Below are 26,562 nucleotides of genomic sequence, written 5' to 3'. Positions count from 1 at the left end.
TACGCCCTCGGACCGCTACGCCCCGGCCGCGGTACGCCCCCGGACCCGCCGCCGCGCCCCGGTGCGGCCGTCAGTCCCTTGCGAGGCCGAAGCGCGCCCGCAGCCCGCTGCGTTCGTCGGTGTCCACGGCCGCCGCCCCGTCCGTGACCGTCTCGTACACCGCGAGGATGTCCGCGCCGACCGTCGTCCAGTCGAAGCGGCGCACGTGCGCGCTGCCCCTCTCCCGCAGCCCCTCGCGCCGCTCGGGGTCGCCGAGCAGCCGGATCGCCGCGGCGGCCAGCGCGTCCGCGTCCTCATTGGCGAACAGGTCGCCCGCGGCGCCCTGGTCGAGCACCTGCGCGAAGGCGTCCAGGTCGCTGGCGAGCACGGGCGCGCCCGCCGAGAGCGCCTCGACCAGGATGATGCCGAAGCTCTCGCCGCCGGTGTTGGGCGCGACGTACACGTCGACGCTGCGCAGCAGCCGTGCCTTGTCCTCGTCGCTCACCATGCCGAGGAACTCGACGCGCTCCCGCATCTCCTTCGGCAGTGAGGCGACGGCCTCCTCCTCGTCGCCGCGTCCCGCGACGAGCAGCCGGGTCTCCGGGCGGGCGGCGAGGATGGCGGGGAGCGCCTTCATCAGGACGGGCAGTCCCTTGCGCGGTTCGTCGATGCGCCCTATGAAGCCGAGCGTGCCGCCCTGCCACTCCGCCTTGGGCTCGGCGCCCGCGAAGAAGTCCACGTCGACACCGTTGGGGATGACCACGGCGTCCCCGCCGAGGTGCTCGACCAGGGTCCGCCGGGCGTACTCGCTGACCGCGATCCGCGCGCTGATCTTCTCCAGCGCGGGCTGGAGGATCGGGTACGCCGCGATCATGGCCCGGGAGCGGGGGTTGGACGTGTGGAAGGTGGCCACGATCGGCCCCTGCGCCGCCCAGCAGGTGAGCAGCCCCAGCGAGGGCGAGGTGGGTTCGTGGATGTGGATGACGTCGAAGGTGCCGTCGTTGAGCCAGCGCCGGACCCGCGCGGCGGAGAGGAAGCCGAAGTTCAGCCGGGCGACCGAGCCGTTGTAGGGGACGGGCACGGCTCGGCCGGCGGACACGACGTACGGCGGCAGCGGCGTCTCGTCGTCGGCGGGCGCGAGCACCGAGACGTCGTGGCCGAGGCGGATCAGGTGCTCCGCCAGGTCGCGGATGTGGAACTGCACCCCGCCCGGCACGTCCCAGGAGTACGGGCAGACGATGCCGATCTTCACGGAGCTTCTCCCTGGGGTTCCAGATCGGAGATCCAGAGCCGTTGCAGCATGTGCCAGTCCTCCGGATGCTCGGCGATCCCGGTGGCGAAGGCGTCGGCCAGCGCCTGTGTCATGGAGGACGTCTTCTCGGCGCGATCGCCTGACTCCGGTACGGCGACGGGCGGATGGACCCGTGCCCGCATGACCGGCGTGCCGTCGTACCAGAGGGTGACGGGCAGCAGCAGCGCTCCGGTCTGCTGGGCCAGCAGCGCGGGGCCCGCGGGCATCCGCGCGGTGTCGCCGAAGAAGTCCACCTCGACGCCGGAGGCCGACAGATCGCGGTCGGCGACGAGGCAGACCAGACCGCCCGCGCGCAGCCGGCGGGCCAGCGTGCCGAACGCGGCGCCCCCGTTGTGCGGCAGGACCTCCATGCCCAGGCCCTGGCGGTAGGCCACGAAGCGGTCGTAGAGGGTCTCCGGCTTCAGCCGCTCGGCGACCGTCGTGAAGGGCACCTTCAGGTCGGTGGTGACCCACGCGCCCGCCAGGTCCCAGTTCCCCAGGTGCGGCAGCGCCAGGATGACGCCCTGGCCCGCGTCCAGCCCCTCGGTGAGCCGGTGGGCGTCGCTGACGTCGATGGAGTCCTTGATCCGCCGCGGACTCCAGGTCGGCAGCCGGAAGGACTCCATCCAGTACCGCATGTACGAGCGCATCCCGGCCCTGGACAGCTCGGCGAGCTTCGCCGCGTCCGCGTCCGGCACCACCCGCGCGAGGTTCGACTCCAGGCGCAGCACCGACTTCCCGCGCCGCTTCCAGACCTGGTCGGCCAGGGTGCGGAAGAGCGCGGCGGCGGCCGGCTCGGGAAGCTTCTTGACCGCGCCCCAGCCGAGGCCGTACAGCCCGTCGGTCAGCCGTCCCCGCAGGCCGGATCCCGTGCCGCTCACTGCGCGGCCTCGCTCCCCTGCTCCGCGGCCCCGCCCTCGACGGCGGCCGCGGCGGCGTCGGCCTCGGCCGACTCCCTGCGCACGGTCACCACCCGCTGGATCAGCGTCACCAGGCTGCCCGCGGCGACGATCCACAGCGCGATCGGCAGCAGGACCTGGATGCCGGGCACCCCGAAGCCGTGCAGTCCGGCGAGGCCGGCGGCGACCAGCGAGATCACGAGCCGCTCGGCGCGCTCCACGAGCCCGTTCACGGCGACCGGCAGGCCGATCGACTCGCCGCGCGCCTTGGTGTACGAGACGACCTGGCCGCTGGCCAGGCAGAAGATCGCCACCGCGCAGAGGACGTTGTCGTCACCGCTGCCCGCGTACCAGAGCGCGAACCCGGCGAAGATCGCCCCGTCCGCGACCCGGTCGAGCGTCGAGTCCAGGAACGCGCCCCACCGGCTGGAGATCCCGGCCTGCCGGGCCATGTTGCCGTCGACCAGGTCCGAGAAGACGAAGACCGTGATCACGATCGTGCCCCAGAAGAACTCCCCCATGGGGAAGAAGACCAGCGCACCTGCCATCACTCCGGCCGTGCCGACGAGAGTGACCGCGTCGGGGCTGACCCCGAGGCGGAGCAGCAGAGCGGCGAACGGTGTGAGGACACGCGTAAAAAATGCACGCGCGTACTTGTTCAGCATGGCCTTCCCGAGGTTCGGTGGGCGCCGTGCGACCCCTTCGGCCACCGGCTGGCCCATCGTAGTCACGAGCCGTGCCGGGCCGGGCCGGGGCACCCCGTCCCGCCGGATGTCCCCGAAGTCACGCCTCCCCGTGTGCGACGTATGGACGGCACCGGACACCGGTGAAAAGCTCGAAGGACCGCGGGCGTCGCCGAAGCCGCCGCGACGGCTCCGCCCCGCCCGTGCATCACTCCCCGGACATCGCGGCACTGCGCCACCTATCGGGAGGCACGCATCATGGGCGACAGGACACATACGCACACCGGGGCCGCCGGCAGGGCATCGACGGCCGTCCGGCCCGCTTCCGTACGGAACGTGGTGCTGGTCGGCCACAGCGGCTCGGGCAAGACCACTCTGGTCGAGGCACTCGCGCTGACGGCCGGGGCGCTCAACCGGGCGGGCCGGGTCGAGGACGGGGCCACCGTCTCCGACTACGACGAGATCGAACAGCGCCGACGGCGTTCCGTGCAGCTCTCGCTGGTCCCCGTCGAATGGGGCGGCCACAAGATCAATCTGCTGGACACCCCCGGCTACGCGGACTTCGTCGGGGAACTCAGGGCCGGCCTGCGCGCGGCGGACGCGGCCCTCTTCGTCGTCTCGGCCGCCCAGGAGGCCGACGCCGTGGCGGGGACCACCCGCGCCGTCTGGGAGGAGTGCGCGGCCGTCGGGATGCCCCGCGCCATCGTGGTCACGCACCTCGACACCGCGCGCACCTCCTTCGAGGAGATGACCGGTGTCTGCGGCCGGATCTTCGGCAACGACGACCCCGACGCCGTACTCCCCCTCTATCTGCCGGTGCAGGGTCCGGAGGGCCCCGACGGACACGCCCCGCTCACCGGGCTCACCGGACTGCTGACCCAGAGGATCTTCGACTACTCCTCGGGCGAACGGAAGGAGAACCCGCCGGCCGACGAGCAGCGGGCACCGCTCCTGGACGCCCGCAACCGGCTCATCGAGGGGATCATCGCCGAGAGCGAGGACGAGACCCTGATGGACCGCTACCTCGGCGGCGGCGAGATCGACGTGGCGACCCTCATGGGCGACCTGGAACGCGCCGTGGCGCGCGGCTCCTTCCACCCCGTCCTCACGGCCGCCCCGGCCGCCGAAGGCGCCTCCCAGGGAATCGGCACCGTGGAGCTCCTGGACCTGATCACCAAGGGCTTCCCCTCCCCCGTGGAACGCGCCCTCCCCGCCGTCAGCACGCCGGACGGCGCTCCGCGCCCCTCCCCGGCCTGCGATCCAGGCGCGCCGCTGGTGGCTGAGGTCGTGAAGACGGCCTCCGACCCCTATGTCGGCAGGGTCTCCCTGGTCCGTGTCTTCTCCGGCACCCTGCGCCCCGACGAGACCGTGCACGTGTGCGGCCACGGGCTCACCGAACCCGGCGGGGCGACCCGCCCCTTCCACGAGGCCGACGTGCGCGTGGGTGCGCTCACCGCACCCTTCGGCAAGCAGCAGCGCCCCGTGGACCGGTGCGTCGCCGGGGACCTGGCCTGTGTGTCGAAGCTGGGCGGGGCGGAGACCGGCGACACCCTCTCGGGCACGGGTGAACCACTGCTGATGGAGCCCTGGAGCATGCCCGACCCCCTGCTCCCGCTGGCGGTGCGCGCCCACAGCAAGGCCGACGAGGACCGGCTCTCGCAGGGCCTGGCGCGTCTGGTGGCCGAGGACCCGACCATGCGCCTCGAACAGAACCAGGACACCCACCAGGTCGTCCTGTGGTGCATGGGCGAGGCGCACACGGACGTCGCCCTCGAACGCCTGCGCAGCCGGTACGGCGTCCAGGTCGACGCCGAGCCCCATCGCGTCCCCCTGCGCGAGACGTTCGCCTCCCGGACCGTCGGGCGCGGCCGGCACGTCAAGCAGTCGGGCGGCCACGGCCAGTACGCCATCTGCGAGATCGAGGTGGAGCCGCTGCCTCCCGGGACGGGCATCGAGTTCGTCGACAAGGTGGTCGGAGGCTCCGTACCGCGCCAGTTCGTCGCGTCCGTGGAGAAGGGCGTACGCGGCCAGGCGGCCCGGGGGGTCGCGGCGGGGCATCCGCTCGTCGACGTACGCGTGACCCTGCTGGACGGGAAGTCGCACTCGGTGGACTCCTCCGACGCCGCGTTCCAGACCGCGGGTGCGCTGGCGCTGCGCGAGGCCGCCGCCGACACCCGTATCCAGCTGCTCGAGCCCGTCGCGGAGGTTTCCGTACTGGTCCCCGACGACTACGTGGGGGCCGTCATGAGCGACCTCGCGGGCCGGCGCGGCCGGGTCGTCGGCACCGAACAGGCCGCCGGGGAGCGCACGCTCGTGCGCGCCGAGGTCCCCGAGATCGAGATCGGCAGGTACACCGTCGACCTCCGCTCGCTGACGCACGGCACCGGGCGGTTCGACCGGGCGTACGCCCGGCACGAACCCATGCCCGCACAGCTCGCCGACCGCATCCGCGAATCACAGGAAAACACCGCAAAAGTCAGCTAGCGGACCGGATATGGCGACTTCCGCCCGCCCCGGCCACGTCCTCCGGGCGGGCGCACGGCCCGGACGATAGTCTGTGGTCCCAGCTCAGAAGGTGTGCGACGTACGGTAGTTGGGAACAGCCGCAGGAGCAGGCCGTGCGGGCGAGTGGGGGCGACAGTGGCCAACGACGGATTCGATTTCTCTCCTGGAGCGCAGATCCCGCTCCAGGGTTCGGGCGGACAGGCGGTGGCGACCAACGCCCTCGCCTCCGCGGCGTACCGCGACAGCGACGTGACGGAGATCCTGAAGGCCAACAGCGAATGGCACAAGTCCGAGGTGAAACCGGGCGAGTCCAAGCTGTTCAAGTCCGACTACTTCAAGCCGAATCTGGGCGAGGCCTTCTCCAGGGCCGTCCAGGAACGCATGCTCGGCGGCGGCCGGAACGCGCTCATCCAGTCCTTCGGCACCGACCCGCAGACGGTCGTCGAGCACTGCCTGTCCGCCACCCGGCTGCGCAAGGCACGTGACACCAAGCTCACCCTGATCACCGCCGTCTGCGGCTTCCTCTTCCTTCCGGGCCTGCTGCTGTGGGTGCTCGGCTTCCGGCTGCGCGACTCGCTCAACAAGTCCAAGGACAAGTTCTTCCAGTCACTGGGCGGCGTCCTGCTCGTCGTACTCGGCGCCGCCGCCGCGTTCTTCCTGATCACCATGCCGCTGACCGGCTTCCTGGCCCTCTATCTGCGCGCCGCCGCCGTCGCCCCGCTGATCGGCTGGCTGCTCGCCAAGCGGGTCGCGGAGAGCTCGACCAAGGACCTGCGAGCCCGCTGGGAAGGGCTGCTCTCCGGCTCCGGCGTCAGCGCGAAGATCCCCGAAGCCGTGCCCAAGAACCCCAACGAGACGGCCCGCGAGGCGCTGCGCCAGGGCCTGGAGAAGCTCTCGGCCGAGCAGCAGTCCAACTCCGTCTTCTACGCCGGCCCCAAGGGCGTCCTCGGCATGGGCACCCGCTGGGGCAGCTGGCAGCTCGCCGAGGAGCTCACCCCCGAGGACCCCACGAAGGAGATCCACCAGTTCCGCAGCTGGGACGTCGTGCGCGCCATCCACGACCAGCTGAAGATGCTGGAGCGCGGCCCGCTGAACACCGGCGGCTTCCCCACACCGTCCGTGAAGCACTGGATCGTCTCCCCGGTCGGTGAGAACGCGGGCTCCGTCTCCCGGCCCGACGGTGAGGACGTCGCGACCTTCCAGATCAAGCCCCACGAGATACAGCGCATCTGCAACCACCAGCAGTTCGGCAGCGGCGACCGCCACTACCTGGGCGTCCAGTTCACCCTCTGGGACGGCCAGCTGGTGATCACGATGCTGATCACCGTCACCGTGCTCCACGAGACGCTGCGCATCGAGGTCACGGGACACGCGCTGGGCCCGGTCCACGGTCTCTTCCTGACCAAGCCGGAGGCGCCGACGAAGACGGTCAAGAAGGCCGTCCGGTTCTGGGAGACCCGGAGCATCTCCCTGCCCCTCGTCACGGCGAGCGAGGTCGTCAGGCAGGCGCTGCGCGCGCCCTTCACCTGGTACCCGCCGCTGCTCGACTACCTGGGCGGCAAGATCGTCCTGCCCGAGCCCTTCGGGCTGCGCCACGCCTGGGCGGCCAAGCCGTGGGGCCACCGCTTCATGGCCGACGACGCCATGCGGACGGCGACCCCCGTGCTGCGCGTCGTCCACTCGGCGACGATGCGGGTCCTGAAGGAGCACGGCGTCGACACCGAGCGCTTCGACAACCGCTCCATGATCCTCAGCGGCATGGTGCAGGACCCCGCCCCGAGGAAGGCCGACGTCTACGACGCCTGACCGCCGGGGGCGGGGTACGGACGGGGTGCGGGCTCAGACGGACGGCAGCTCGGCCGGCCACACACCGGCCAGCATCGTCCGGGTGTCCCCCAGCAGCTGCGGGAGCACCTTCGTGTGACCGACGACCGGCATGAAGTTGGTGTCCCCGCCCCAGCGGGGCACCACGTGCTGGTGGAGGTGCGCGGCGATGCCCGCGCCGGCCTCGGCGCCCTGGTTCATCCCGATGTTGAAGCCGTGCGCCCCGGAGGCGGCCCGCAGCGCGACCATCGCCCGCTTGGTGAAGTCGCCCAGCTCGGCGGTCTCCTCGGCGTCCAGCTCGGTGTAGTCGGCCACGTGGCGGTAGGGCACGACCATCAGGTGCCCGCCGTTGTACGGGTACAGATTCAGCACCGCGTAGACCTTCTCACCACGCGCGATGATCAGCCCGTCCTCGTCCGACTTCGACGGAATCTCGCAGAACGGACAGCCGTCCCCCGCTCCCGGGCCGCTCGGCTTGCTCTCACCCTGGATGTAGGCCATCCGGTGGGGCGTCCACAGGCGCTGGAACGCGTCGGGCGTCCCCACTCCGATCTGCTGCTCCGGCTCACTCGTCATGCCGGTCAGCATATTGCTTCACTCCCGCCGCGCGTGTCGCCGGGGCGGTCGCGGCCACGGCACGGCGATGCTGGCGCCATGAGCGACCGCCCCACGGCCCCCGTCCCCGACCGGCTCAAGGAATGGGAGCAGCGAACCGAGGTGCCGCTCTTCCTCGCGGCCATGGTCTTCCTGGCCGGTTACGCGGTCCGCGTCCTCGCCCCCGTCGGCGCCCAGCCCTGGCGCGACATCGCCCTCGCCCTGGTCGCCGCGACCTGGCTGCTCTTCACGGTGGACTACGTCGTGCGGCTCCGGCTCAGCGGCCTCGGCAGGCGCTTCGTCCACGTCCACTGGCTGGACACCGTGGTCCTGCTCCTGCCACTGCTGCGCCCGCTGCGCATGGTCAAGGTCTACACGGCGGTCCAGAAGCACACCGACAGACCGAGGCTGAGCCTGTACGCACGGGTGATGACGTACGCCGGCCTCACCGCGACGCTGCTGGGCTTCTCCGCGGCGCTGGCGGTCTACTACCAGGAAAGGGCTGCCCCGGGCGCCTCGATCCGCACGTTCGGCGACGCGGTGTGGTGGGCGTGCGCAACGCTCACGACGGTGGGATACGGCGACGCCGTGCCGGTGACTCCGACGGGCCGGGTGATCGCGGCGTTCCTGATGGCCTGCGGGCTGGCGCTGCTGGGGGCGGTGACGGGGTCGTTCTCGTCGTGGCTCGTGGAGGTGTTCAAGCGGGAGGACGAGAAGAAGCGGCCCCCGGGGAGCCCGTAGCTCCCCGGGGGCCGCTCCTCGGCCGTCGGGTCAGACCTGCACGCGGCGCTCCACCACGTCGAGGAGCTTGGCGATCGCCTCGTCGCGCGGGATGCCGTTCTCCTGCGAGCCGTCGCGGTGGCGGAAGGACACCGTGCCGGCGTTCATGTCGTCGTCGCCGACGATGACCATGAACGGCACCTTGGCCTTCTGGTGGTTCCTGATCTTCTTCTGCATCCGGTCGGAGGAGGCGTCCACCTCGACCCGCAGCCCCTTCTTCCGTGCCTCGGCGGCGAACTCCTGGAGGTACGGGATGTGGGTGTCGCCGATCGGGATGCCGACCGCCTGGACCGGGGCGAGCCAGACCGGGAACGCGCCCGCGTAGTGCTCCAGCAGCACGGCGAAGAAGCGCTCGATGGAGCCGAACAGGGCGCGGTGGATCATGACCGGGCGCTGCTTGGAACCGTCCGGGCCGGTGTACTCCAGGTCGAAGCGCTCCGGGAGGTTGAAGTCGAGCTGCACGGTCGACATCTGCCAGGTCCGGCCGATGGCGTCCTTGCACTGCACCGAGATCTTCGGGCCGTAGAACGCGGCGCCGCCCGGGTCCGGGACCAGCGGGAGACCCTGCTTCTCGGCGACCTGGCGCAGCGTCTCGGTGGCCTCCTCCCAGACCTCGTCGGAGCCGACGAACTTCTCCGGGTCCTTGGTCGAGAGCTCCAGGTAGAAGTCGGTGAGCCCGTAGTCGCGCAGGAGGTTCAGGACGAAGGTGAGCGTCCGGTCGAGCTCCTCCGCCATCTGCTCCTTGGTGCAGTAGATGTGCGCGTCGTCCTGGGTGAAGCCGCGCGAGCGGGTCAGGCCGTGGACGACGCCCGACTTCTCGTAGCGGTACACCGTGCCGAACTCGAAGAGGCGAAGCGGCAGTTCACGGTAGGAGCGGCCTCGCGCGTCGAAGATCAGGTTGTGCATCGGGCAGTTCATCGGCTTGAGGTAGTAGTCCACCCCGTCGTCGAGCTGCATGGGCGGGTACATGCCGTCGGCGTACCAGTCCAGGTGGCCGGACTTCTCGAAGAGCTTGCCCTTGGTCGCGTGGGGGCTGTAGACGAACTCGTAGCCCTCCTCCTCGTGGCGGCGCCGCGAGTAGTCCTCCATGGCCCGGCGGATGATGCCGCCCTTGGGGTGGAAGACGGCGAGACCGGGGCCGATCTCGTCGGGGAAGGAGAACAGGTCCAGCTCGTTGCCGAGGCGGCGGTGGTCGCGCTTGGCGGCCTCCTCCAGGAACTCCAGGTGCGCCTTGAGCTCGTCCTTGGTGGGCCACGCGGTGCCGTAGATGCGCTGGAGCATCGGGTTCTTCTCGCTGCCCCGCCAGTACGCCGCCGCGTTCCGCATCAGCTTGAACGCGGGGATGAAACGGGTGGTGGGCAGGTGCGGCCCCCGGCAGAGGTCCTTCCAGCACAGGTCGCCGGTCTTGGCGTCGAGGTTGTCGTAGATGGTCAGCTCGCCGCCGCCCACCTCGACGTCCGCGCCGTCGTCGGTGGAGGCGGAGCCCTTGATGCCGATGAGCTCCAGCTTGTAGGGCTCGTCGGCGAGCTCCTCACGGGCGGCCTCGTCGGTGACGACCCGGCGGGAGAACCTCTGGCCCCGCTTCTGGATCTCCTGCATCTTCTTCTCGATGGCCTTGAGGTCCTCGGGCGTGAACGGCTTCTCGACGTCGAAGTCGTAGTAGAAGCCGTCCTTGACCGGCGGGCCGATGCCCAGCTTGGCCTCGGGGAAGAGCTCCTGCACGGCCTGCGCCATCACGTGCGCGGTGGAGTGCCGCAGGATGTTCAGGCCGTCCTCGGAGGAGATCTCGACGGGCTCGACGGTCTCGCCGTCCTTGAGCTCGTACGCGAGGTCCTTGAGCTCGCCGGCGATCCGCGCGGCGACGACGGTGCGCTGCCCGGGGAAGAGCTCGGCGGCCGTCGTGCCCGTCGTCACCACGTGCTCTTCCCGCTCGGAATCGCGTTGGATGATCACACGGACGTCTGACACCGGTCTCTCCTGACTGAGGGGGTGCGTCGCATTCCTCCTGCGCGCGCAAGAGGAATCGTACCGAGCCGGGGGGCCTCGACGCGAAAGGGATACCGGGCCGCCTACTCCTCGTCCCCCGTGCACGCCTCCTCGAAGAAGTCGACGTTCTCCTGGAGCGACTTCATCAGCCGGTCCCGCTCGGCCTCGTCCACCTGGACCGGGGCGACCTGCGAGGCGCCGGTGAGCCGCCGGAAGCCGCCGCGGTTCTCCAGCCTGCCCTCCACCCGCAGGGGCAGCCCCACCAGGTGGGCGTGGCCGGCGATCCGGTAGGCCTCCTCGTCGAGCTCGATCCGTACGTGCGCGACCTCCGCCCCCGCGAGCACCCGCAGCCGTACGACGCCGGGACCGCGCGGGCCCGAGCGGCGCAGCCGTACCACGGCCCCGGTGATCCGTACGGGCACCGCGGGCTCGTCCTGGAGGTAGCGCACCCCGGCGAGCCGGAGGGCGGGCAGGTCGCCCGGTGAGAATTCGACGGGCTCGGGGCTCGCCGGGCAGCCGTGGGGTGTTCCCGCGGCGGGCGCCCAGGCCAGCGTGATCCTGGCGCCCTCCGCCCCCCTGACCAGCGCGACGACCGCCTCGGTCAGCTCGCGGCTCACCCCGGCCGCGACGGCGGCGTCGAAGGCCTCCATGCCGCCGGTGGCCCGCTGGTAGTCGACGGCCTCCCGGGTGGCGTGGAGCGCGGAGTAGAGCTGTACGGCGACCTCGCGCCCCTCCGCGACGGGGACGAACGCGGTGAGGCCGCCCCCGCGGCCGGCCGGGCCGACGAGCGTGCCGTCCAGCGCCGTACGGGCCTTCCTGAGGTGGCGCGCCCCGTGGTAGCCGGCCCGGCCGCGCACGGCGAGCGCTCCGGCCAGGAGGATCTGCCGGGCCGCCGTGCGCAGCTGGTCGCTGCCGGTCCAGTCAGCCGCCCCGGCGGTCTCCTCGGGCACCTCCCGCCACCAGCGGATCTCGTCGCTGGGCACGGTGAGGGCGACGAGGATGTCCCGGGCGGACGGGGTGGCGCTGCGGGCGAGCGCGGTGAGGGCCTCGGCGAGCAGGTCCTCGCTGTCGGGGAAGGCGGTGGTGTCCGGGACGAGCAGGCTGGTGCCGCCGGCGGCGGATCCGGGCGGGACCCAGCGGCCGTAGCGGCCGTGGGCGCCTCCGCGGCGGTGCCAGCCGTGCCTGCGCAGCAGCGCGGCGAGGACGGCGGGGTCGACGCGCGCGGGGTCCGGGAACGGGCCGCCTCCGGCTTCCTCCGCGTACGGGTGTGCGCGCGAGCCCGCCGGGACCGTTCCTCCGGTGGGCTCGTCCGTCGAGCGGTGCATCAGGGTCTCCCTCCCGCCCCGACCCGGGCCATGATGTCGCAGAGCGCGCGGTCGTCGAAGATCCGCGAGGTCGGGATCCGCACGGTGGTCCGGTACCTGCCCGTCACCGGGTGGCCGGCCAGGTTCGTCCAGTAGCAGCAGTGCCTCAGGTCGAGCCGGTCGTGCCCGGCCCGCAGCCAGTCGTCCTGGCTGCGGGGTACGAGCATCACGACCAGGATCTTGTGCACCGAGACCGGGGTGCGGGCGAGCTTCACCAGATGGGCGTTGTCGAGGGTGAAGGAGAACGCGGCGCCGGGCGGGTGCGCGGGGATCTGGTAGGTGCATTTGAGCTGCACCTTTATGGTCACTTCGTCGTCGACGGTGTGGTCCGGGGCGCCGTGGCTGACGTGCCAGTCGATGCCGTTGTCGGGAAAGGGCTGCGAGAGCGAGCAGCCCGCCGCCGCGGCCACGGCGTGGAGGTAGCCCACCTGGAGGGTCTCCATGCAGGCGGTGGTGGCGAGTGTGCCGCGCAGCGGTGGTGCGTTCCGCTGCGACGGCGGCTTTCCCCCGTGGTCCTCGGTGCGGGCGGGACTCCCTGGGTTCGGCTGCGCGAGCGCCATGGCTCCGTGCCTTCCGGGCTGTGCCGACCGGTTGCCCGGTCTCCGCTGCCGGGCTGGTCAACTTCCGTGCCCGTCACTTGTGTTGTCACCGCAGGAGAAGGCCCGTAAACGGCGTATCAGGCATAGGGTGCGGGTATCACCGAACCGGGCAGAGGAATCCCGTCATCTGCCGTGCAGGCGCGAGGAGTTCGGGGATGATGCATTGGTTCGAGGGGCCGCTGGCGGCTTTTGACACCGAGACAACAGGCGTGGACGTCGAGGAGGACCGGATCGTTTCGGCCGCACTCGTGCTCCAGGACACCGCGGGCGGACGGCTCCGCGTCACCCGCTGGCTGGTCAATCCGGGGATTCCGGTGCCGCCCGGCGCCACCGAGATCCACGGTCTGACCGACGACCATCTGCAGCGCAACGGCCGGTGGCCCGCGCCGGTCGTCGAGGAGATAGCCCGGGCGCTGGCGGAGCAGTGCGTGACGGGCCGGCCCCTGGTCGTGATGAACGCGCCGTTCGATCTGACGCTCCTGGACCGGGAGCTGAGGCGCCACCGGGCGTCGTCGCTGGCCGGGTATCTGGGGACCAAGCCGCTGTGCGTGCTGGATCCCCGGGTGCTGGACAAGCACCTGGACCGCTACCGCAAGGGCCGCCGCACGCTGACGGACCTCTGCGAGCTGTACGGGGTGACGCTGGACGGCGCGCACGACGCGGCGGCCGACGCGGCGGCCTCGCTGGAGCTGGTGCGCGCGGTGGGGCGGCGGTTCTCCGCCCGGCTGGAGCGGCTGTCACCGGCGGAGGTGCACTCGCTCCAGGCGGTGTGGCACGCGGCGCAGGCGCGCGGGCTCCAGGCGTGGTTCGAGAAGAGCGGTGCGCCGGAGACGGTCGACCCGGCATGGCCGCTGCGCCCGGAGCTGCCCGCGGCCGCCTGAACCGGGTCCGGGCGCTCCGGTCCGTCCGGGCACTCCGGGTACGCGAAAGCCGGTCCGTCGATGACACTGACGGACCGGCTCTTCCCGGGTGGGCGATACTGGTTTCGAACCAGTGACCTCTTCGGTGTGAACGAAGCGCTCTCCCACTGAGCTAATCGCCCGGGAACGGGTTGAACCATACAGGGCCCGGCGCCCCTGGTTCAAACTCCTACTCAGTGGCGGATCTGAGTATCCGCGCCCATGCACCCGGATGTGGCCGCCGCCACACTCCCGTACATGGAACATGTGCCGCCGCCCGCCGAGGAATTGGCGCTCCTCGACCGTGAACTGGCCTGGCTGGACACCCGCCGGCTCCAGTTGCTCAATCGCCGCGCCTGGCTGCTCGGGGTGCTGGGTACGCCCGTCGTCCCGCCGGGCCCCGCGACGCCTGCCGCCCGGCCGTTCGCGCCGCCGGTCCGCAGGACTCCGGCGCACGGCACGCAGAACGTGCTGCTGGTCCTCGGCGGTCTGCTGCTGACGGTCGCGGCGATCGCCTTCACCCTGTTCAGCTGGGGCGAGATGGGGATCGCCGGCCGTTCGGCGGTGCTCGCGGCGGTGACGGCCGGTGCGCTGGTGGCGCCCTCACTGCTGCTGGGCCGCAGGCTGCCCTCGACGGCGGAGGCGGTGGCCTCCCTGGCCCTCGTGCTGACGGTGCTGGACGCGATCGCGCTGCACTCGGTGGCCGCGCCGGACACGGACGGGCTGGTCTTCTCGGCGGTCGCCTCGGCGGTGCTGGTGGTGGTGTGGACCGCGTACGGGCTGCTGCTGGGCCGGTTGCGGGTGCCGCTGCCCTCGGCCGTGGTGGCGGGGCAGCTGCCGCTGGTGTTCGGCGCCTGGGCCGCGGGGGCGTCCGCGGCGGGCTTCGGCTGGGCGCTCATGGTGACGGCCGCCGCGGATGTCGCGGTGGCGCTGTGGGGCCGGGGTCTCGCGGTGCGGGCCACGGCGTGCGCCGGTGCGCTGCTGACGGGGCTGATCGCGCTGGGGCTCGGCCTGGGGCTGTCGGTGTCGGCGGGTGGCGCGCCGGAGGCGCTGGCCCCCGGCGCCCTGCTTCTGGCCGGTGCGGCGGTGGCGGTGTCCGGGGCATGGCGCGCGCCGAAGGCGATGGCCGTGCTCGGGGGTGTCGTGGCGGGTCTCGCCTCGGTGGCCGCGGTGGGCGGTGTGCCGGCCGCGGAGCTGCCGTGGGGCTGGGCGGTCGTGGTGTATCTGGTGTGCGGGGCGGGGCTGCCGGTGGTGCTGCGGCTGCGGGTCCCCCGGCCCCTGGGCCGGGGCGTCCTGGCGGCGTCGGCCGCAGTGGTCGCGGGCGCGGTGCTGTGGGCGGTTCCGGTGGTGGCCGCGGTGCTGCTGGGGCCGGCGTCGCTGTCGGCGGGGGTGTGGTCCGGGGCGCCGGAGGGCTTCCGGGACGCACTGGGGCAGTCGGCGCTGTGGTCGGCGTCGGCCTCCTCGCCCGTGGTGCTGGCGCTGGCCGCGGGCCTGGCCGTCGCGCTGTACGTGAGGTGGCCGGCGGCCGTCCCGCGTGACGGGTGGCGGATCGCTGCGGCGGCGGGTGCCGCGGTCCTGGGCTGGGGCGCCGTGCTCGCGCTGCTCGCCGTGGCGGATGTGCCGTACGCGGTGGCGGTCGCCGCGGAACTGCTGCTGGTCGCGGCGCTGCTGGCGACCGGCGTACGCCGAGGAGCGGACGCCCTCGCGGTGACGTGCCTGGTGTGCGCGGCGGCCGGGGCGGTGAGCGCGGGAATGCTCGGGCTGGCCGCCGAGCCCGCGACGTACGCGGTCCTCCTGACACTGGCGGTGCTCCTTGCGGGTGCGGCGGCCATGTCGGCGGTGCCCGCCGTGCGGTCGGTCCTGGCCTGCGGCGCGCTGCTGTGCGCGACGGCCGTCGCGGTGGCCGCGGGGACCTCGCTCGGGTGGAGCGCTCCGCACACGGCCCCCCTGGTGCTGCTCGTGACGGCGGCGACCGTGGTGCTGGGGGCGCGGCTGAGCGGGCCCGCCGTCGCGGTGCCGGTGGAGCTCACGGGTGCGTTCGCCGCGCTGGTGGCGGTGATGCTGGCGGTGTCCGACGCGCCGTTCCTGTCCCTGGTGCTGGGTCTGTGCGGTGTGCTGGCCACGGGCACGGCGCTGCGGAAGGAGCGCCGTCGGGCGGCCGGGTATCCGGCGGCGGCCCTGTTCGTGGCCGCGGCCTGGGTGCGGCTGGCGGCCTCGGGCGTGACGGACCCCGAGGCGTACACGCTGCCGGTCTCGGTGGCCGCGTTCGTGGTGGGGTATCTGCGCCGGCGCCGGGACCCGGCCGCGTCGTCATGGGTGGCGTACGGTCCGGCCCTGTCCACGACGATGGTGCCGAGCCTGGCCGTGGCGTGGGCCGATCCGCACTGGCTGCGGCCCCTGCTGCTGGGTGTCGCGGCGCTGGTGGTCACGCTGGTGGGCGCCCGGCTGCGACTCCAGGCGCCCCTGGTGCTGGGCGGTTCGGTGCTGGCGCTGGACGGGCTGCACGAGCTCGCCCCGCACGTGGTGCAGGTGTTCGACGCGCTCCCCCGCTGGGCGCCCCCGGCGCTCGCCGGGCTGCTGCTGCTGGCCGTCGGTGCGACGTACGAGCAGCGGCTGCGCGACGCGCGCCGGGTGCGGGAGAGCTTCGGGCGGATGCGCTGACCCGCGCGTCCGCGGGGGTCTACGGCATCTTGTCGCCGACGAGCGCGAGATTCTGAATGGCCGCCAGGCCGTACAGGGCGGTGGTGTTGGTGCTGACCCAGGCCGCCTCACTGCCCGGTACGGGCCCGGTGGGCCCGTCGATCTTCTTGGTGCTCCAGTCGGTGCTCTCCTTGTAGTCCCAGGCGTCGGCGCTGCTGTAGAACTGCTTCCAGGCGCGGGTGGCCAGGGTGACGTCGCCCGTCTGCACGGCGGCGTAGGCGTCCTGGCGCGAGTGGCCCTGGAACAGCAGGAGCGTGCCGAAGTTGCTTCCGTAGCGCGCGGCCTGTTCGGCCTTGGTGGCGTTGAAGTAGCGGCAGTAGTCGATCCAGGCGGCCTTGAACGCCGGCATGTCGATCATGTCGATGAGTTCGGCGTTGAGTTCGACCAGGCCGAACATCGCGGACAGGTGCGAGACGCCGACCGCGGGCGCGTCGGCGATGGCGAACTTCCCGGTGTCGAGGTCGTACAGCCCGGTGCCCTGGACGAAGCCGTTGGGCTGGGCCGCGATGGTCTCCATGGTCGACAGGACCCGGTCCCTGGCCTTCTCCCACTTGGGGCCGCGCCGTTCCCACTCGGTGAGCCAGGCGGAGACGAGGCCGCTCCAGTCGGTGCCGAATCCGATGGACAGGGCGTGGCGGTCGGGGGTGTACGGCTCCGTGCGGATCTTGCGGATGGGGTCGAGGGCCAGGAAGGTCTCGTCGGAGTCGACGTTGGCGTGCATGAGGTCGCCGACGCGCTCGTCCGCGGTGAGGAAGTAGAACATGCGCCGGTAGGTGGTGTTGGCGATGCGCTGCTGCTTGGCACTGTCGGCGTAGTGCTGGACACCGTGGCGGGTGCCGAGGCCGGCCCATTTGCCGAGGTGGTAGACGTCGACCTCGCCGGTGTGCCGGGTCATGGCCTCGGCGAAGCGGTAGATGTCTGCACGGCCGGAGCGCATGTAGGCGTACCAGAGCCAGAGGTCCGGCGAGAGCTCGGAGTTGTCCCAGGCATAGCCGCCGACGTCGTAGCACCACTGGTGGCGGGTGGGGTCGTAGGTGTGCATGATGTCGCCGTAGTCCCAGAAGCCGTACCAACGGCGCATCTCCACCTGGTCCTTGTAGTACGTGAAGAGGAAGTCCAGGTGGTCCTCGATCTTCGACTTCGCGGCGGTGGAGCGGTCGGGTTCGGCGAAGAGTCCGCCGAACACCTTCGCCTTGACGAGCTGCTTGGGCGGGGCGGCGAGCTGGGGCGGTGTGCGTACGGCGTCGACCTGCTGGGCGAGCACCTCGGGGGCGGGGGTGGATTCGTTGGCCCAGAAGAGGAGTTCGCTGGTCCTGGCGATGCCGTACGGGGTGCCGAAGCCGGGTTCGTAGTCCTCGTAGGTGATGTTGAGGCCTTCGACCTGCTCCGGGTAGGTGTCCTGCCCCATGCCGTCGTGGTAGAAGCGCAGGTCCATGGGCTGGGCTTCGGGCGACCAGAGCCAGAGGGTGACCTCGGCCTGGTCGGTGTGCGCGTCGCGGATGTCGAGCTGGGCGGGGTGCTTCTCCCAGAAGTCGCGCAGCCCGAAGGAGAATCCGCCGCTGGGGCCGCCGACGTATCCGAAGCCCGAGGCCCGCCTGCCTCCGCCCGCGCCGATCCAGCCGTGTCCCTTCTTGGTGCGCTTGCGCAGGCCGAAGCCGTCGGCGGAGAGCTGGGAGAGGGTGTAGTCGCCCCACTCGGGGATGTACTGGAGACGGGTGGTGACCCGCTGGTCCCAGGTGGCGGGGTCGGGGAGCTTCTGGCCGGCGAACTGCGCCTCGCGGACGGCCGCGCCGGGGTCGCGGCGCAGCCCGGTGATGCCCTTGACCGCTTCCCGCAGGAGCCCGGTGCCGTCGCCGCCGATGCGGATGTGGCGGTCGTAGGCCGCGTCGCGCATGGGCACGGTGAAGCGGACACCGAGGCCCCGCACGAAGTCGCCGCTCGCCTTTCCGGGCTCCACGGTGCCGTCGTAGGTGATGGTGTGCACCATCCGGAACGATTCGCCGCCCGCGTAGAAGTAGAAGCGTACGGAGAAGGGCATCCAGGACCGCGAGCCCTTGCGGTGCCTGCCGTCGATGCGGACGACGGCGCGGACCGGTCCGTCCTGCTCGACCTCGGCCTCCTCCACGACGCTCTCGAAGCGTTCGAACTTCTCGCTGCCCTGGTCGCCGTCCTCGATCTCCCCCTGGCGTACGAGGACGAGGCGGCCGTCCCGCGCGATCTCGGTGGAGCCCCGGGTGACGGTCTTGACGAGGGCGGAGCCGCTGGTGCCGAGCCTGGCCGTGATCACCCCGGTGGAGACGGTGATGACGCCCCCCTTGCGGACCGCCGTGACCTTCTTGGAGGGGGCGGCGGGGGAACCGGCGGTGAGGGAGAACTTCTTGGCGGTGACCTCGGGGCCGACCGCGTGCGCGGTCCACTTGAGCGAGCCGTCCGGCCAGTAGCCGATCGGCCACGTCTGCACGGGGACGTCCTTGCCGTCCTCCGTGGAGAGCGCGAACGTCTGGTCCTTGGCGTACTGCCCCTTGGGCCAGGGCACGCCGAGCGTGGAGCCGGGTGCGGCTCCGAGGCCGCCGGACTCCAGCCAGGTCAGGTCCACCGGCTCGGCGGCCTGCTCCGCGCTCTGGGCGGCGGAGGCGGAGGTGGTACCGAGGGACCAGCTGAGCTGCGCGGCCGCGCCGGCCGCTGCCGCGGCCTTCAGGAGCGTTCTGCGGGGCATCCTGGACATGGTTGTGCCTCTCTCCGTGCGGGGATCGGGACAGGAGACGTACGGGTGTTTCTGCGGGTCAGCGCGAGAACCGGCGCGCGTGCACCGCGGTGGCCGCTGCGGCGACGGCCCCGACGACGGGGACGGCCAGCGGCAGGATCATGGCGCCGGACAGCGCGACGACGGCCATCCCGCAGACCAGCAGGAGGGAACCGGCCGGGTCGCGGACCGTGTCGCGGCCGGCGTCGGCCAGGAGGGTGCGCCAGAGGGCACCGGGCTTCCAGCAGGTGGCGGCGCGGAGCACGGCCACCAGGAAGCCGATCAGGGCGAGGATGCCGACGGCGCCCACGAGGGGGCCGCCGGGCAGGCCGGCGCGCACGGCCGCGAGGTCGAGCCAGAGCAGGGCTCCGGCGGCCCACACGGCCGCGCCGACGAGCCACCCGCCGCGGGCGGCGGACCGGGCGTCGGCGGCGAATTCGCGCAGGCCGCCCTGTTCGCCGTCGAGATAGCGGCGCAGGTGCCGGGTCCCCGCGGCGAACGCCGCGGGGAACGTGAACAGCGGCAGGGCGGCGACGGCGATCCACACGCCGACGAGCAGGCATTCGGAGAACAGGGCGAAGCGGTCCATCACGCGCGTGCGCCCGGCCCGGGTGCGGGTCTTCGTCGCCATGGTGCGTCAGCCCTTCAGGCCCGAGGTGGCCATGCCGTCGATCAGATAGCGCTGGAAGGCCACGAAGAAGGCCAGCACCGGCAGCAGGGCCACCAGGGACATGGCGATCATGCCGCCGTAGTCGGCCACGGCGTCCTGGTCGATGAACATCTTCAGGCCCATCGAGACGGTGTACTTGTCCGGCTCGTTGAGGTAGAGCAGCGGGCCCATGAAGTCGTTCCAGGCGTTGATGAAGGTGAAGATCGCACTCGTGACGAGCGCCGGCCGGCAGAGCGGCATGACGATGGACCAGTAGGTCCTCAGGTGCCCGCAGCCGTCCAGCCGCGCCGCCTCGTCGAGCTCCTTGGGCAGGCCACGCATGAACTGCACCATCAGGAACACGAAGAAGGCGTCGGTGGCCAGGTACTTGCCGATCAGCAGCGGGGTGAAGGTGTTGATCAGCTCCAGCTTCTGGAACATCACGTACTGCGGAATGATCAGCACGTGGTACGGCAGCAGCAGCGTGCCGATCATGATGGCGAACATGGCGTTGCGGCCGGCGAACCGCACCTTCGCGAAGGCGTAGGCGGTCAGCGAGCAGGACAGCACCACACCGACCACGGAACCGAGCGCGATGTAGGTCGAGTTCAGGAAGAACGTCGAGATCGGGATGTCGGCGATGCCCTCGGTGAGCCGGGTGTAGTTGTCACCGATGGGGTCGGCCGGGAACAGGTCCAGGGCGCCGATGATCTCGGCACTCGGCTTGAACGAGGCTCCGACCGTCCACACCACCGGATACAGGACCACGGCGAGGATGACCAGCGCACCGAGGTGCCAGGCGATCGCGCCGGGTCCCCGGCGCCGTACGGCAGCTGTCAGGAGGCTCATCGGCCGCCCTCCTCGTAGTGCACCCAGCGCTTCTGGGACCAGAACAGCACGGCGGTGACCAGGCCCACGGCGACGAGCAGCAGCCATCCCATGGCGGAGGCGAAGCCCATGCGGCTGTTCACGAAGCCTTGTTCGTACAGGTAGCAGGTGTAGACGAGCGTCGCGTCGGCGGGTCCGCAGCTGCCGTTGCTGACGATGTAGGCCGAGCCGAAGACCTGGAAGGAGTGGATGGTCTCCAGCAGGACGTTGAAGAACAGCACCGGCGAGATCATCGGCAGGGTGATGTTGAAGAACTTCCGCCAGCGTCCGGCTCCGTCCATCTCTGCGGCCTCGTACAGCTCCTGCGGGACCTGCTTGAGCCCGGCCAGGAAGATGACCATCGGCGCGCCGAACTGCCAGACGGTGAGGGCGATCAGCGCGTAGATGATCATCGCCGGGTCGCCGATCCAGCCGCCGACCTCGACGCCGAACACCTTCTGCGTACGGTCGACGAGCGCGTCGTCCGAGAAGAGCGCGCGCCAGACGATGGCCGCCGAGACGCTCGCGCCGATCAGGGAGGGGGCGTAGAAGGCCGCCCGGTAGAAGGACTGGCCCCACCGCTTCTGCGCGAGCAGCATGGCGACGGCGAGTGCGGCGGCCAGTTTGATCGGGGTGCCGATCAGCACGTACCAGGAGGTGACCTTGACCGACTGGCGCCAGCGGGGGTCCGCGAACATGTCGGTGAAGTTCTGGAGGCCGATCCAGCGGGGCGCCTCGAAGAGGTTGTACTCGGTGAACGAGAGGTACAGCGAGAAGACCATGGGCCCGGCGATCAGGAACAGGAAGCCCGCGATCCAGGGCGACATGAACAGATAGCCGGCCAGGTTCTCCCCGCGGTTGTGCCGCTTGCGGGCGGCGGGCGGCGCGCTTCCTCCGGGACCGCTCCGCTTCTCGGCGGGCCGGTCGTCCCCCGGGGCGAGCACGCCCGGGGAGGTGTGGATGTGAGTCACCGCTTTCCTCTCAGTTCGCGGCGAGGGCGGTCTTCGCCTCGGAGAAGAACTGCTGCACGGACTCCTTCGGCGAGGTCTTGCCCAGGGCGAGGTCGGCACCGATACGCAGGAAGGCGGCCTCGACGACGTCGGCGCCGGCCGGGTGCGGGGTGATGGGCTCCAGCACGCCCGCCTCGGCGATCGCGGTCTCGTACGCGCCGATCGCCTTGCTGGGCGCGTCGGCGGGCTCGTACGCCTCGAACTGCGCGGTGGTCGCGGGCACTCCGCGGTCGTAGCCCATGATCCGGGCGACCTCGGGGTCGTGCGTCATGAAGCTGATGAAGGTCGCCACCTCGGCCGGGTGCTTGGTGCGGGCCGTGCCGCTCAGCATCAGCGAGCCGAGGTACTGGCCGGTCTTCTTGCCGTCGGTGCTGGGGATGGGCGCGAGACCGTAACTGCTCTTGCCCTCGGCGCTGTAGCGCACCGAGAAGTTGTCCCAGGTGAACTCACCGGCGGACAGGCCCTTGGCCGTCGCGGAGGCCGGCTTGAGCTGCTCGACCTTCTTGGGGTCGGCGTAGATTCCCGCCTTGACCCGCTCCAGCGCCTCGGTCCAGTACGGCAGCAGCTCGGCCTCGCCGAAGCCCATGCCGTCCTCGGTGAAGAAGGCCTTGCCGTTCTGGCGGAGGATCAGGTCGTAGAGGTACATCACCCCGTGCGGCCCGGCGTCACCGGCTATCTTCTGGCCGTTCTTGATCTTCTGGAGACCGGCGTACCAGTCGTCCCAGGTCCAGCCGATCTCGGGGGTGATCCCGGCCTTCTCGTAGACCTTCTCGTCGATGACCAGGGCCATCGAGTTGCTGCCGACCGGCACTCCGAGCAGCTTGCCGTCGATCTCGGCGAACTTCTCCAGCCCGGAGCGGAAGCCGGTGAGATCGAGGTTGCCGGCCTTCGCCTGCGGGTTGAGGTCGAGGAGGACGTTCTTCGCCTCGTACTTGCGCAGGAAGGTCACGGCGTTCTGGATGACGTCGGGCGGGTTGCCGCCGGCCGCCTGGGTGTTGAACTTCTTCCAGAAGTCCGGGTACTGCTGGAAGTCCGTCTTCACCTTGATCTTCGGGTGCTTCTTCTCGAAGAGGGTGATGCACTGCTGGATCTTCTTGGCCCGGTCGTCCGCGCCCCACCACGAGTGCCGGATGGTGACCGGGCCCCCCGAGCCACTGCCTCCGCCCGAGCCGCACCCGGCCGCTGTCAATCCGAGACCGGCCGCCGAGAAGCCGGCCAGCTTCAGCATCTGCCTACGGTCGATGCCGCTGTTCCGAGACATGGCTCGCCCCCATCCATTCGCATTGAATCGTTTTAGAAAGCGCTTGCTGGGTCAAAGTAAGGAGCCACACCCAGCACGTCAACGGTTCGGACGAAAATTCGGCGGCCTGACGACGGGCCGAACAGAACGGGCCTCGGGGCCGCGCCACGCACGCGGAAACGCCGATGGCCCGGAAGCTTCTCTGAAGCTTCCGGGCCGTCGGTCCGGGGTGGGCGATACTGGGTTCGAACCAGTGACCTCTTCGGTGTGAACGAAGCGCTCTCCCACTGAGCTAATCGCCCCGGCGCACGGCTTACATTACCCCATGTCAGCCGGGCCTCCGGACCATCACCGGGTCACTGGTCGATCTTCCACGGCATCACGATGCCGAACTTCCAGACGTAGATCCCGACCAGCACCGCGATGATCACGAGCCCGATCGTGGTGAGGATGATGTTGCGCCGCCGGACCTTGGGGTCGAGAGCACGCTCGGCGGCCTCGGTGACCTTGCGCCGGGTCCAGCGCAGGACGAGCTGCGCCCAGACGAACTCGGTCGCCCAGATCGCCATGCCGCCGAAGATCACCAGCCACCCGGGGCCTGGCAGGGGCAGCATCACGATGCCCGCGCCGACCACGGCGAGGCCGAGGACGAAGATCCCGACCTGCCAGCTCAGGTGAAGCACCCGCGAGGCCCTGATGAACCCCGGCGCGCGCGATCCCAGCTCGCGCTCCGCCGTCCTGCCGTCCCCCGTGGCGGAGTCGTCGGCCACCGTCGCGGCGACCTCTTTCCGCTCGTCACTCTCCGCGTTCATGGAGCCCAACCTACCGGAACGGCGATCGTCACCGGAATGGACGCATGACCCAAAGTTACACACCGCCGTACGAGCGACCCGAAGCGACACAAATAGGTCAGAGGGGTTTACAACGCCACCGTAGGTGGCATGTCGATTTCGCCGACGTGCGAATCCCCGAGCGCACACTGAGCGAAAGGCCCTGGCGCTTATGAACACCACGGTCAGCTGCGAGCTGCACCTGCGCCTCGTTGTGTCGAGCGAGTCCTCACTGCCTGTACCCGCGGGCCTGCGGTATGACACGGCCGATCCCTATGCCGTGCACGCCACCTTCCACACCGGAGCGGAGGAGACGGTCGAGTGGGTTTTCGCCCGTGACCTCCTTGCCGAGGGGCTGCACAGGCCCACCGGCACCGGTGACGTCCGCGTCTGGCCATCACGTAGTCACGGCCAAGGCGTCGTCTGCATCGCGCTGAGCTCCCCGGAGGGAGAAGCGCTGCTCGAAGCCCCGGCTCGGGCCCTGGAGTCGTTCCTGAAGAGGACCGACGCCGCGGTTCCGCCGGGCACCGAGCATCGTCACTTCGACCTCGATACGGAGCTCTCACACATCCTGGCCGAGAGCTGAGCCAGGCAGAGAGCTGCGGGGCGCCGTCCGACTCGGGGAGACGGCGTCGCGCGGACAACCTCATAGGGCTGACACCGGCGCCGTCGCCGCGGAACCCACCGCGGCGGCGGCGCCGGCGCGCGTCCGGGGCTCTGCGGCTGTGCCGGAGCACGGTCCGGCACAGCCGCAGAGCACACCCCCGGGTGCGAGGCCGCCCACGGGGCACCAGGCCGGGACGGTCGGCGCCACACGCGCACCATCCGCATCACCCGCCCCACCCGTGGAGCCCAGAACGCCTCAGGGGCGCCAGGAGCGCCTCGTGTACCCCGGGGCCGTCCCGGTGGCCACAAGGGGCCGCCCGGCCCGCGTAAGCCCGCACCGGGCCGTGGACGCCTTCGCCGAGCCAGTAGAGTCAGCCCGCATCGGCGGGCGCCCGCCCGCCGGAGGCCAGGGAGCGAAGCGTGCTGATCCCACACGACACCCGGATCGCCCTCGAAACGGTGGTCGATCTGGTGAACACCGCACCGGAAAGCGACGCGGGCGACGGTCTCGCCGACATCGCCACGCTCTACGGCTTCGCGGAGCGCCACCGCATCAGCGGCGTCGGCGCCCTCGGCGAGAAGGACCTGCGCGCGGTGCACGACGTACGGAGCAGGTTCGCCGAGATATTCGCGGCACCCGACGCCCGTACCGCGGCGGACCTCGTGAACGGCCTGGTGGCCGCCGCCGGCACCACCCCGCAGCTCACGAACCACGACGGCTACGACTGGCACGTCCACTACTTCGCGCCGGACGCCTCGATCGCGGACCACCTCGCGGCCGACTGCGGGATGGCCCTGGCCTTCATCGTGGTGGCGGGCGAGCAGGAGCGACTGCGGCGCTGCGAGGCGCCGGACTGCCGGGACGCCTTCGTCGACCTCTCGCGCAACCGCTCCCGGCGCTACTGCTCCAGCCGCACCTGCGGCAACCGGCTGCACGTCGCCGCCTACCGCGCCCGGCGCCGGGAGGCGGCGGGCTGACCGCCCGGAGGACCGGCCCCGGCCCGTGCCCCGGGGCCGTGGGCGCCTCACAGCAGTAAAAGATCGTGCAGGGCGGCCATCAGCAACAGGCCGCCGACCACCGTCAGGAAGATCATCAGGGGCGGCTGGGACAGCGCGAAGAGGCAGCCGCGCGGCTCTTCGGCAGGGGATGCGGGGGCGTCGCCCCGGGAGGTGTCCACCATCTCGTGGTGATCATGACGCAGAGCGGGCCCACTTGGCGATCAACAGACCCTTTTGCAGGGCGAGTTCACCCGCTCCGGGATACCTGAAATCGCTTCCTCGTCCGAACGCCCCCCACCTGTTCGCGCACCATGCCCCTCCCGCACCCTCGGACGGTCAGCGCGGGGCGGCGCTGGAGGCGCGTACGACGAGTTCCGGCTGGAGCACCACACTGCGGTGCCGGTGGCTGCCGTCCTCGTCGTCCGCCTCCTCCAGGAGCAGCTCGGCGGCCATCCGCCCCATGACCACGGCGGGCTGCCGGACCGAGGTGAGCGGTACGGCGGCGGCAGCGGCGAACTCGATGTCGTCGTACCCCACGATCGCGACGTCCTGCGGCACCCGCACACCCGCGGCGTACAGCGACTGCAGGACACCGAGCGCGAGCAGGTCGTTGGCGCAGAAGACCGCGGTGGGACGGGGCACGAGGCCGAGCAGCCGGGCCCCGGCGTCACGGCCCGCCGCCACGTCCAGGCGGTCCGAGGGGATCTCCACCAGCGCCTCGGGGCCGAGCCCGGCCTCGGTGAGCGCCGCGTGGGCCCCTTCGCGCCGGTCCCGGATCTGGTGGAGGTCGCCCGGTCCGCTGACGTAGGCGACGGAGCGATGGCCCGCCGAGACGAGGTGACCGACGGCGAGCATGCCGCCCCGCACGTCGTCGACGGAGACGGCGCAGGCCTCGGTGGACCCCGCCACCCGGTCGACCAGCACATGGGGAATCCGGTGGCGCGCGAAGGCTTCGAGGTTTCCGCCGGTGGCGTCGGCCGGGGTGACCAGGACTCCGCAGACCCGCTGCTCGGCGAAGAGTCCGAGGTATTCGGCCTCCTCCTCCTGGCTCTGGCCGCTGTTGCAGACCATCACGCCGAGCCCGGCCTCCCGCGCGGCCCGCTCGGCGCCACGGGCGATGTCCACGAAGAACGGGTTGCCCATGTCCAGGACCAGCAGGGCCATGATGCGGCTGCGGCCCGCCCTGAGCTGCCTGGCCGACTCACTGCGTACGTATCCGAGCTCCTCGATCGCCGCGAGGACCCGGGCGCGGGTGTCGGGGAGCACCGCCTCGGGGCGGTTGATCACATTGGAGACCGTGCCCACCGAGACTCCGGCCTGCCGGGCCACGTCCTTGATCCCTGCCACACGCCCCACTTGCCCTGCCCCACTGATGCGTTCGGCCGCCGCGCGTCGGCGCCGGGTCTCCTGGTCTGCGGACGGACGACCGGAGTGGTCCGTCGCACCGTCGCCCCGACCGCGCCCATGGATTGAATTGTTTCAATCCTCCGGGGACGCTAGCCGCATCCCCGGGAT

Annotated in this window: 22 protein-coding genes and 2 tRNA genes; 7 read left to right on the top strand and 17 right to left on the bottom strand. The window is 71.3% G+C overall.

Annotated elements, in window-relative coordinates:
* Window positions 1-70 precede the first annotated feature (70 nt).
* The 3 genes from AMK10_RS29945 to pgsA are packed head-to-tail and all read right to left on the bottom strand — an operon-like array spanning window position 71 to window position 2,834.
* Window positions 71-1,231 (bottom strand): glycosyltransferase family 4 protein, encoded by a 1,161-nt coding sequence (locus AMK10_RS29945; RefSeq protein WP_073751662.1) that lies wholly within the window; start codon window positions 1,229-1,231, stop codon window positions 71-73.
* Window positions 1,228-2,151: a phosphatidylinositol mannoside acyltransferase gene (locus tag AMK10_RS29940; protein WP_073751660.1), complete on the bottom strand. Its 924-nt coding sequence runs from the start codon at window positions 2,149-2,151 to the stop codon at window positions 1,228-1,230. Before AMK10_RS29940 ends, AMK10_RS29945 begins: the two co-directional genes overlap by 4 nt.
* Window positions 2,148-2,834, bottom strand: coding sequence for a phosphatidylinositol phosphate synthase (pgsA, locus tag AMK10_RS29935; protein ID WP_073751658.1), 687 nt, complete (start codon window positions 2,832-2,834; stop codon window positions 2,148-2,150). Before pgsA ends, AMK10_RS29940 begins: the two co-directional genes overlap by 4 nt.
* 276 nt (window positions 2,835-3,110) lie before the next feature.
* On the opposite strand from pgsA, the gene AMK10_RS29930 reads away from it, so the two are divergent.
* Entirely contained in the window at window positions 3,111-5,336 is a 2,226-nt protein-coding gene (locus AMK10_RS29930; RefSeq protein WP_073751656.1) for an elongation factor G-like protein EF-G2, read from the top strand.
* A gap of 156 nt (window positions 5,337-5,492) precedes the next feature.
* Complete coding sequence (locus AMK10_RS29925; protein WP_073751654.1) at window positions 5,493-7,163, top strand: hypothetical protein; 1,671 nt, start codon at window positions 5,493-5,495, stop codon at window positions 7,161-7,163.
* Window positions 7,164-7,196: 33 nt separating this feature from the next.
* Here AMK10_RS29925 and AMK10_RS29920 read toward each other — a convergent pair whose 3' ends face one another.
* Window positions 7,197-7,769 (bottom strand): HIT family protein, encoded by a 573-nt coding sequence (locus AMK10_RS29920; RefSeq protein ID WP_073751652.1) that lies wholly within the window; start codon window positions 7,767-7,769, stop codon window positions 7,197-7,199.
* Between the two features lie 66 nt (window positions 7,770-7,835).
* Here AMK10_RS29920 and AMK10_RS29915 point away from each other — a divergent pair, with 66 nt between their 5' ends.
* Window positions 7,836-8,516 (top strand): potassium channel family protein, encoded by a 681-nt coding sequence (locus AMK10_RS29915; RefSeq protein ID WP_073751650.1) that lies wholly within the window; start codon window positions 7,836-7,838, stop codon window positions 8,514-8,516.
* 30 nt (window positions 8,517-8,546) lie between these two features.
* On the opposite strand, the gene thrS is transcribed toward AMK10_RS29915, so the two are convergent.
* The 3 genes from thrS to AMK10_RS29900 all read right to left on the bottom strand — a co-directional run bounded on the left by thrS (window position 8,547) and on the right by AMK10_RS29900 (window position 12,465).
* Window positions 8,547-10,523, bottom strand: coding sequence for a threonine--tRNA ligase (thrS, locus tag AMK10_RS29910; RefSeq protein ID WP_073751648.1), 1,977 nt, complete (start codon window positions 10,521-10,523; stop codon window positions 8,547-8,549).
* A 101-nt stretch (window positions 10,524-10,624) separates the two neighbouring features.
* On the bottom strand, window positions 10,625-11,866 hold the full coding sequence (locus tag AMK10_RS29905; RefSeq protein WP_073751646.1) for a hypothetical protein: 1,242 nt from the start codon (window positions 11,864-11,866) through the stop codon (window positions 10,625-10,627).
* Window positions 11,866-12,465, bottom strand: coding sequence for a DUF4365 domain-containing protein (locus AMK10_RS29900; protein ID WP_073751613.1), 600 nt, complete (start codon window positions 12,463-12,465; stop codon window positions 11,866-11,868). Before AMK10_RS29900 ends, AMK10_RS29905 begins: the two co-directional genes overlap by 1 nt.
* A 194-nt stretch (window positions 12,466-12,659) precedes the next feature.
* Here AMK10_RS29900 and AMK10_RS29895 point away from each other — a divergent pair, with 194 nt between their 5' ends.
* A complete protein-coding gene (locus AMK10_RS29895) occupies window positions 12,660-13,385 on the top strand; it encodes a 3'-5' exonuclease (protein ID WP_073751611.1) in 726 nt (241 codons plus the stop codon).
* An 89-nt stretch (window positions 13,386-13,474) separates the two neighbouring features.
* Here AMK10_RS29895 and AMK10_RS29890 read toward each other — a convergent pair.
* Window positions 13,475-13,546, bottom strand: a tRNA-Val gene (locus tag AMK10_RS29890).
* 115 nt (window positions 13,547-13,661) lie between these two features.
* Between AMK10_RS29890 and AMK10_RS29885 the strand changes: the two genes are divergently transcribed.
* The gene (locus AMK10_RS29885) at window positions 13,662-16,064 is read left to right on the top strand and encodes an SCO7613 C-terminal domain-containing membrane protein (RefSeq protein ID WP_198959818.1); all 2,403 of its coding nucleotides are present in this window, start codon (window positions 13,662-13,664) and stop codon (window positions 16,062-16,064) included.
* A gap of 19 nt (window positions 16,065-16,083) precedes the next feature.
* Here AMK10_RS29885 and AMK10_RS29880 read toward each other — a convergent pair whose 3' ends face one another.
* From AMK10_RS29880 to AMK10_RS29850, 7 genes are all read right to left on the bottom strand, one after another.
* Window positions 16,084-18,828 carry an exo-rhamnogalacturonan lyase family protein gene (locus AMK10_RS29880; protein ID WP_073751607.1) on the bottom strand — a complete coding sequence of 915 codons (2,745 nt, stop codon included), beginning with the start codon at window positions 18,826-18,828 and terminating at the stop codon, window positions 16,084-16,086.
* Between the two features lie 58 nt (window positions 18,829-18,886).
* On the bottom strand, window positions 18,887-19,477 hold the full coding sequence (locus AMK10_RS29875) for a hypothetical protein (protein ID WP_073751605.1): 591 nt from the start codon (window positions 19,475-19,477) through the stop codon (window positions 18,887-18,889).
* 6 nt (window positions 19,478-19,483) lie between these two features.
* On the bottom strand, window positions 19,484-20,344 hold the full coding sequence (locus tag AMK10_RS29870; RefSeq protein ID WP_073751602.1) for a carbohydrate ABC transporter permease: 861 nt from the start codon (window positions 20,342-20,344) through the stop codon (window positions 19,484-19,486).
* Window positions 20,341-21,333 carry a carbohydrate ABC transporter permease gene (locus tag AMK10_RS29865; RefSeq protein WP_073751600.1) on the bottom strand — a complete coding sequence of 331 codons (993 nt, stop codon included), beginning with the start codon at window positions 21,331-21,333 and terminating at the stop codon, window positions 20,341-20,343. The genes AMK10_RS29870 and AMK10_RS29865 overlap by 4 nt, the downstream gene beginning before the upstream one ends.
* A gap of 10 nt (window positions 21,334-21,343) precedes the next feature.
* A complete protein-coding gene (locus AMK10_RS29860) occupies window positions 21,344-22,633 on the bottom strand; it encodes an ABC transporter substrate-binding protein (RefSeq protein WP_073751598.1) in 1,290 nt (429 codons plus the stop codon).
* Window positions 22,634-22,842: 209 nt separating this feature from the next.
* Window positions 22,843-22,914, bottom strand: a tRNA-Val gene (locus tag AMK10_RS29855).
* A 54-nt stretch (window positions 22,915-22,968) separates the two neighbouring features.
* Window positions 22,969-23,424, bottom strand: a complete 456-nt coding sequence (locus tag AMK10_RS29850; RefSeq protein ID WP_073751596.1) for a TIGR02611 family protein — start codon at window positions 23,422-23,424, stop codon at window positions 22,969-22,971.
* Window positions 23,425-23,614: 190 nt separating this feature from the next.
* On the opposite strand from AMK10_RS29850, the gene AMK10_RS29845 reads away from it, so the two are divergent.
* Together AMK10_RS29845 and AMK10_RS29840 are read left to right on the top strand one after the other, a co-directional pair.
* Entirely contained in the window at window positions 23,615-24,028 is a 414-nt protein-coding gene (locus tag AMK10_RS29845; protein ID WP_003959770.1) for an SsgA family sporulation/cell division regulator, read from the top strand.
* Between the two features lie 440 nt (window positions 24,029-24,468).
* A complete protein-coding gene (locus tag AMK10_RS29840) occupies window positions 24,469-25,026 on the top strand; it encodes a CGNR zinc finger domain-containing protein (protein WP_073751594.1) in 558 nt (185 codons plus the stop codon).
* A gap of 47 nt (window positions 25,027-25,073) precedes the next feature.
* Here AMK10_RS29840 and AMK10_RS37800 read toward each other — a convergent pair whose 3' ends face one another.
* A complete protein-coding gene (locus AMK10_RS37800; RefSeq protein WP_198959817.1) occupies window positions 25,074-25,229 on the bottom strand; it encodes a hypothetical protein in 156 nt (51 codons plus the stop codon).
* Between the two features lie 154 nt (window positions 25,230-25,383).
* Complete coding sequence (locus AMK10_RS29835) at window positions 25,384-26,403, bottom strand: LacI family DNA-binding transcriptional regulator (protein ID WP_073751592.1); 1,020 nt, start codon at window positions 26,401-26,403, stop codon at window positions 25,384-25,386.
* Between the last annotated feature and the right edge of the window lie 159 nt (window positions 26,404-26,562).

It is taken from the genome of Streptomyces sp. CB02058 (assembly GCF_001905505.1).
Lineage (GTDB): Bacteria > Actinomycetota > Actinomycetes > Streptomycetales > Streptomycetaceae > Streptomyces.
The sequence above is the reverse complement of the archived record's forward strand: the minus strand, read 5'-3'. Positions and strand labels throughout refer to the sequence as shown.

Coding starts and splice junctions, on each gene's coding strand:
- pgsA (WP_073751658.1), bottom strand. CDS start 2,834: ATGCTGAACAAGTACGCGCGTGCATTTTTTACGCGTGTCCTCACACCG.
- AMK10_RS29930 (WP_073751656.1), top strand. CDS start 3,111: ATGGGCGACAGGACACATACGCACACCGGGGCCGCCGGCAGGGCATCG.
- AMK10_RS29920 (WP_073751652.1), bottom strand. CDS start 7,769: ATGCTGACCGGCATGACGAGTGAGCCGGAGCAGCAGATCGGAGTGGGG.
- AMK10_RS29915 (WP_073751650.1), top strand. CDS start 7,836: ATGAGCGACCGCCCCACGGCCCCCGTCCCCGACCGGCTCAAGGAATGG.
- AMK10_RS29905 (WP_073751646.1), bottom strand. CDS start 11,866: ATGCACCGCTCGACGGACGAGCCCACCGGAGGAACGGTCCCGGCGGGC.
- AMK10_RS29900 (WP_073751613.1), bottom strand. CDS start 12,465: ATGGCGCTCGCGCAGCCGAACCCAGGGAGTCCCGCCCGCACCGAGGAC.
- AMK10_RS29895 (WP_073751611.1), top strand. CDS start 12,660: ATGATGCATTGGTTCGAGGGGCCGCTGGCGGCTTTTGACACCGAGACA.
- AMK10_RS29885 (WP_198959818.1), top strand. CDS start 13,662: ATGGAACATGTGCCGCCGCCCGCCGAGGAATTGGCGCTCCTCGACCGT.
- AMK10_RS29880 (WP_073751607.1), bottom strand. CDS start 18,828: ATGTCCAGGATGCCCCGCAGAACGCTCCTGAAGGCCGCGGCAGCGGCC.
- AMK10_RS29875 (WP_073751605.1), bottom strand. CDS start 19,477: ATGGCGACGAAGACCCGCACCCGGGCCGGGCGCACGCGCGTGATGGAC.
- AMK10_RS29870 (WP_073751602.1), bottom strand. CDS start 20,344: ATGAGCCTCCTGACAGCTGCCGTACGGCGCCGGGGACCCGGCGCGATC.
- AMK10_RS29860 (WP_073751598.1), bottom strand. CDS start 22,633: ATGTCTCGGAACAGCGGCATCGACCGTAGGCAGATGCTGAAGCTGGCC.
- AMK10_RS29850 (WP_073751596.1), bottom strand. CDS start 23,424: ATGAACGCGGAGAGTGACGAGCGGAAAGAGGTCGCCGCGACGGTGGCC.
- AMK10_RS29845 (WP_003959770.1), top strand. CDS start 23,615: ATGAACACCACGGTCAGCTGCGAGCTGCACCTGCGCCTCGTTGTGTCG.
- AMK10_RS37800 (WP_198959817.1), bottom strand. CDS start 25,229: ATGGTGGACACCTCCCGGGGCGACGCCCCCGCATCCCCTGCCGAAGAG.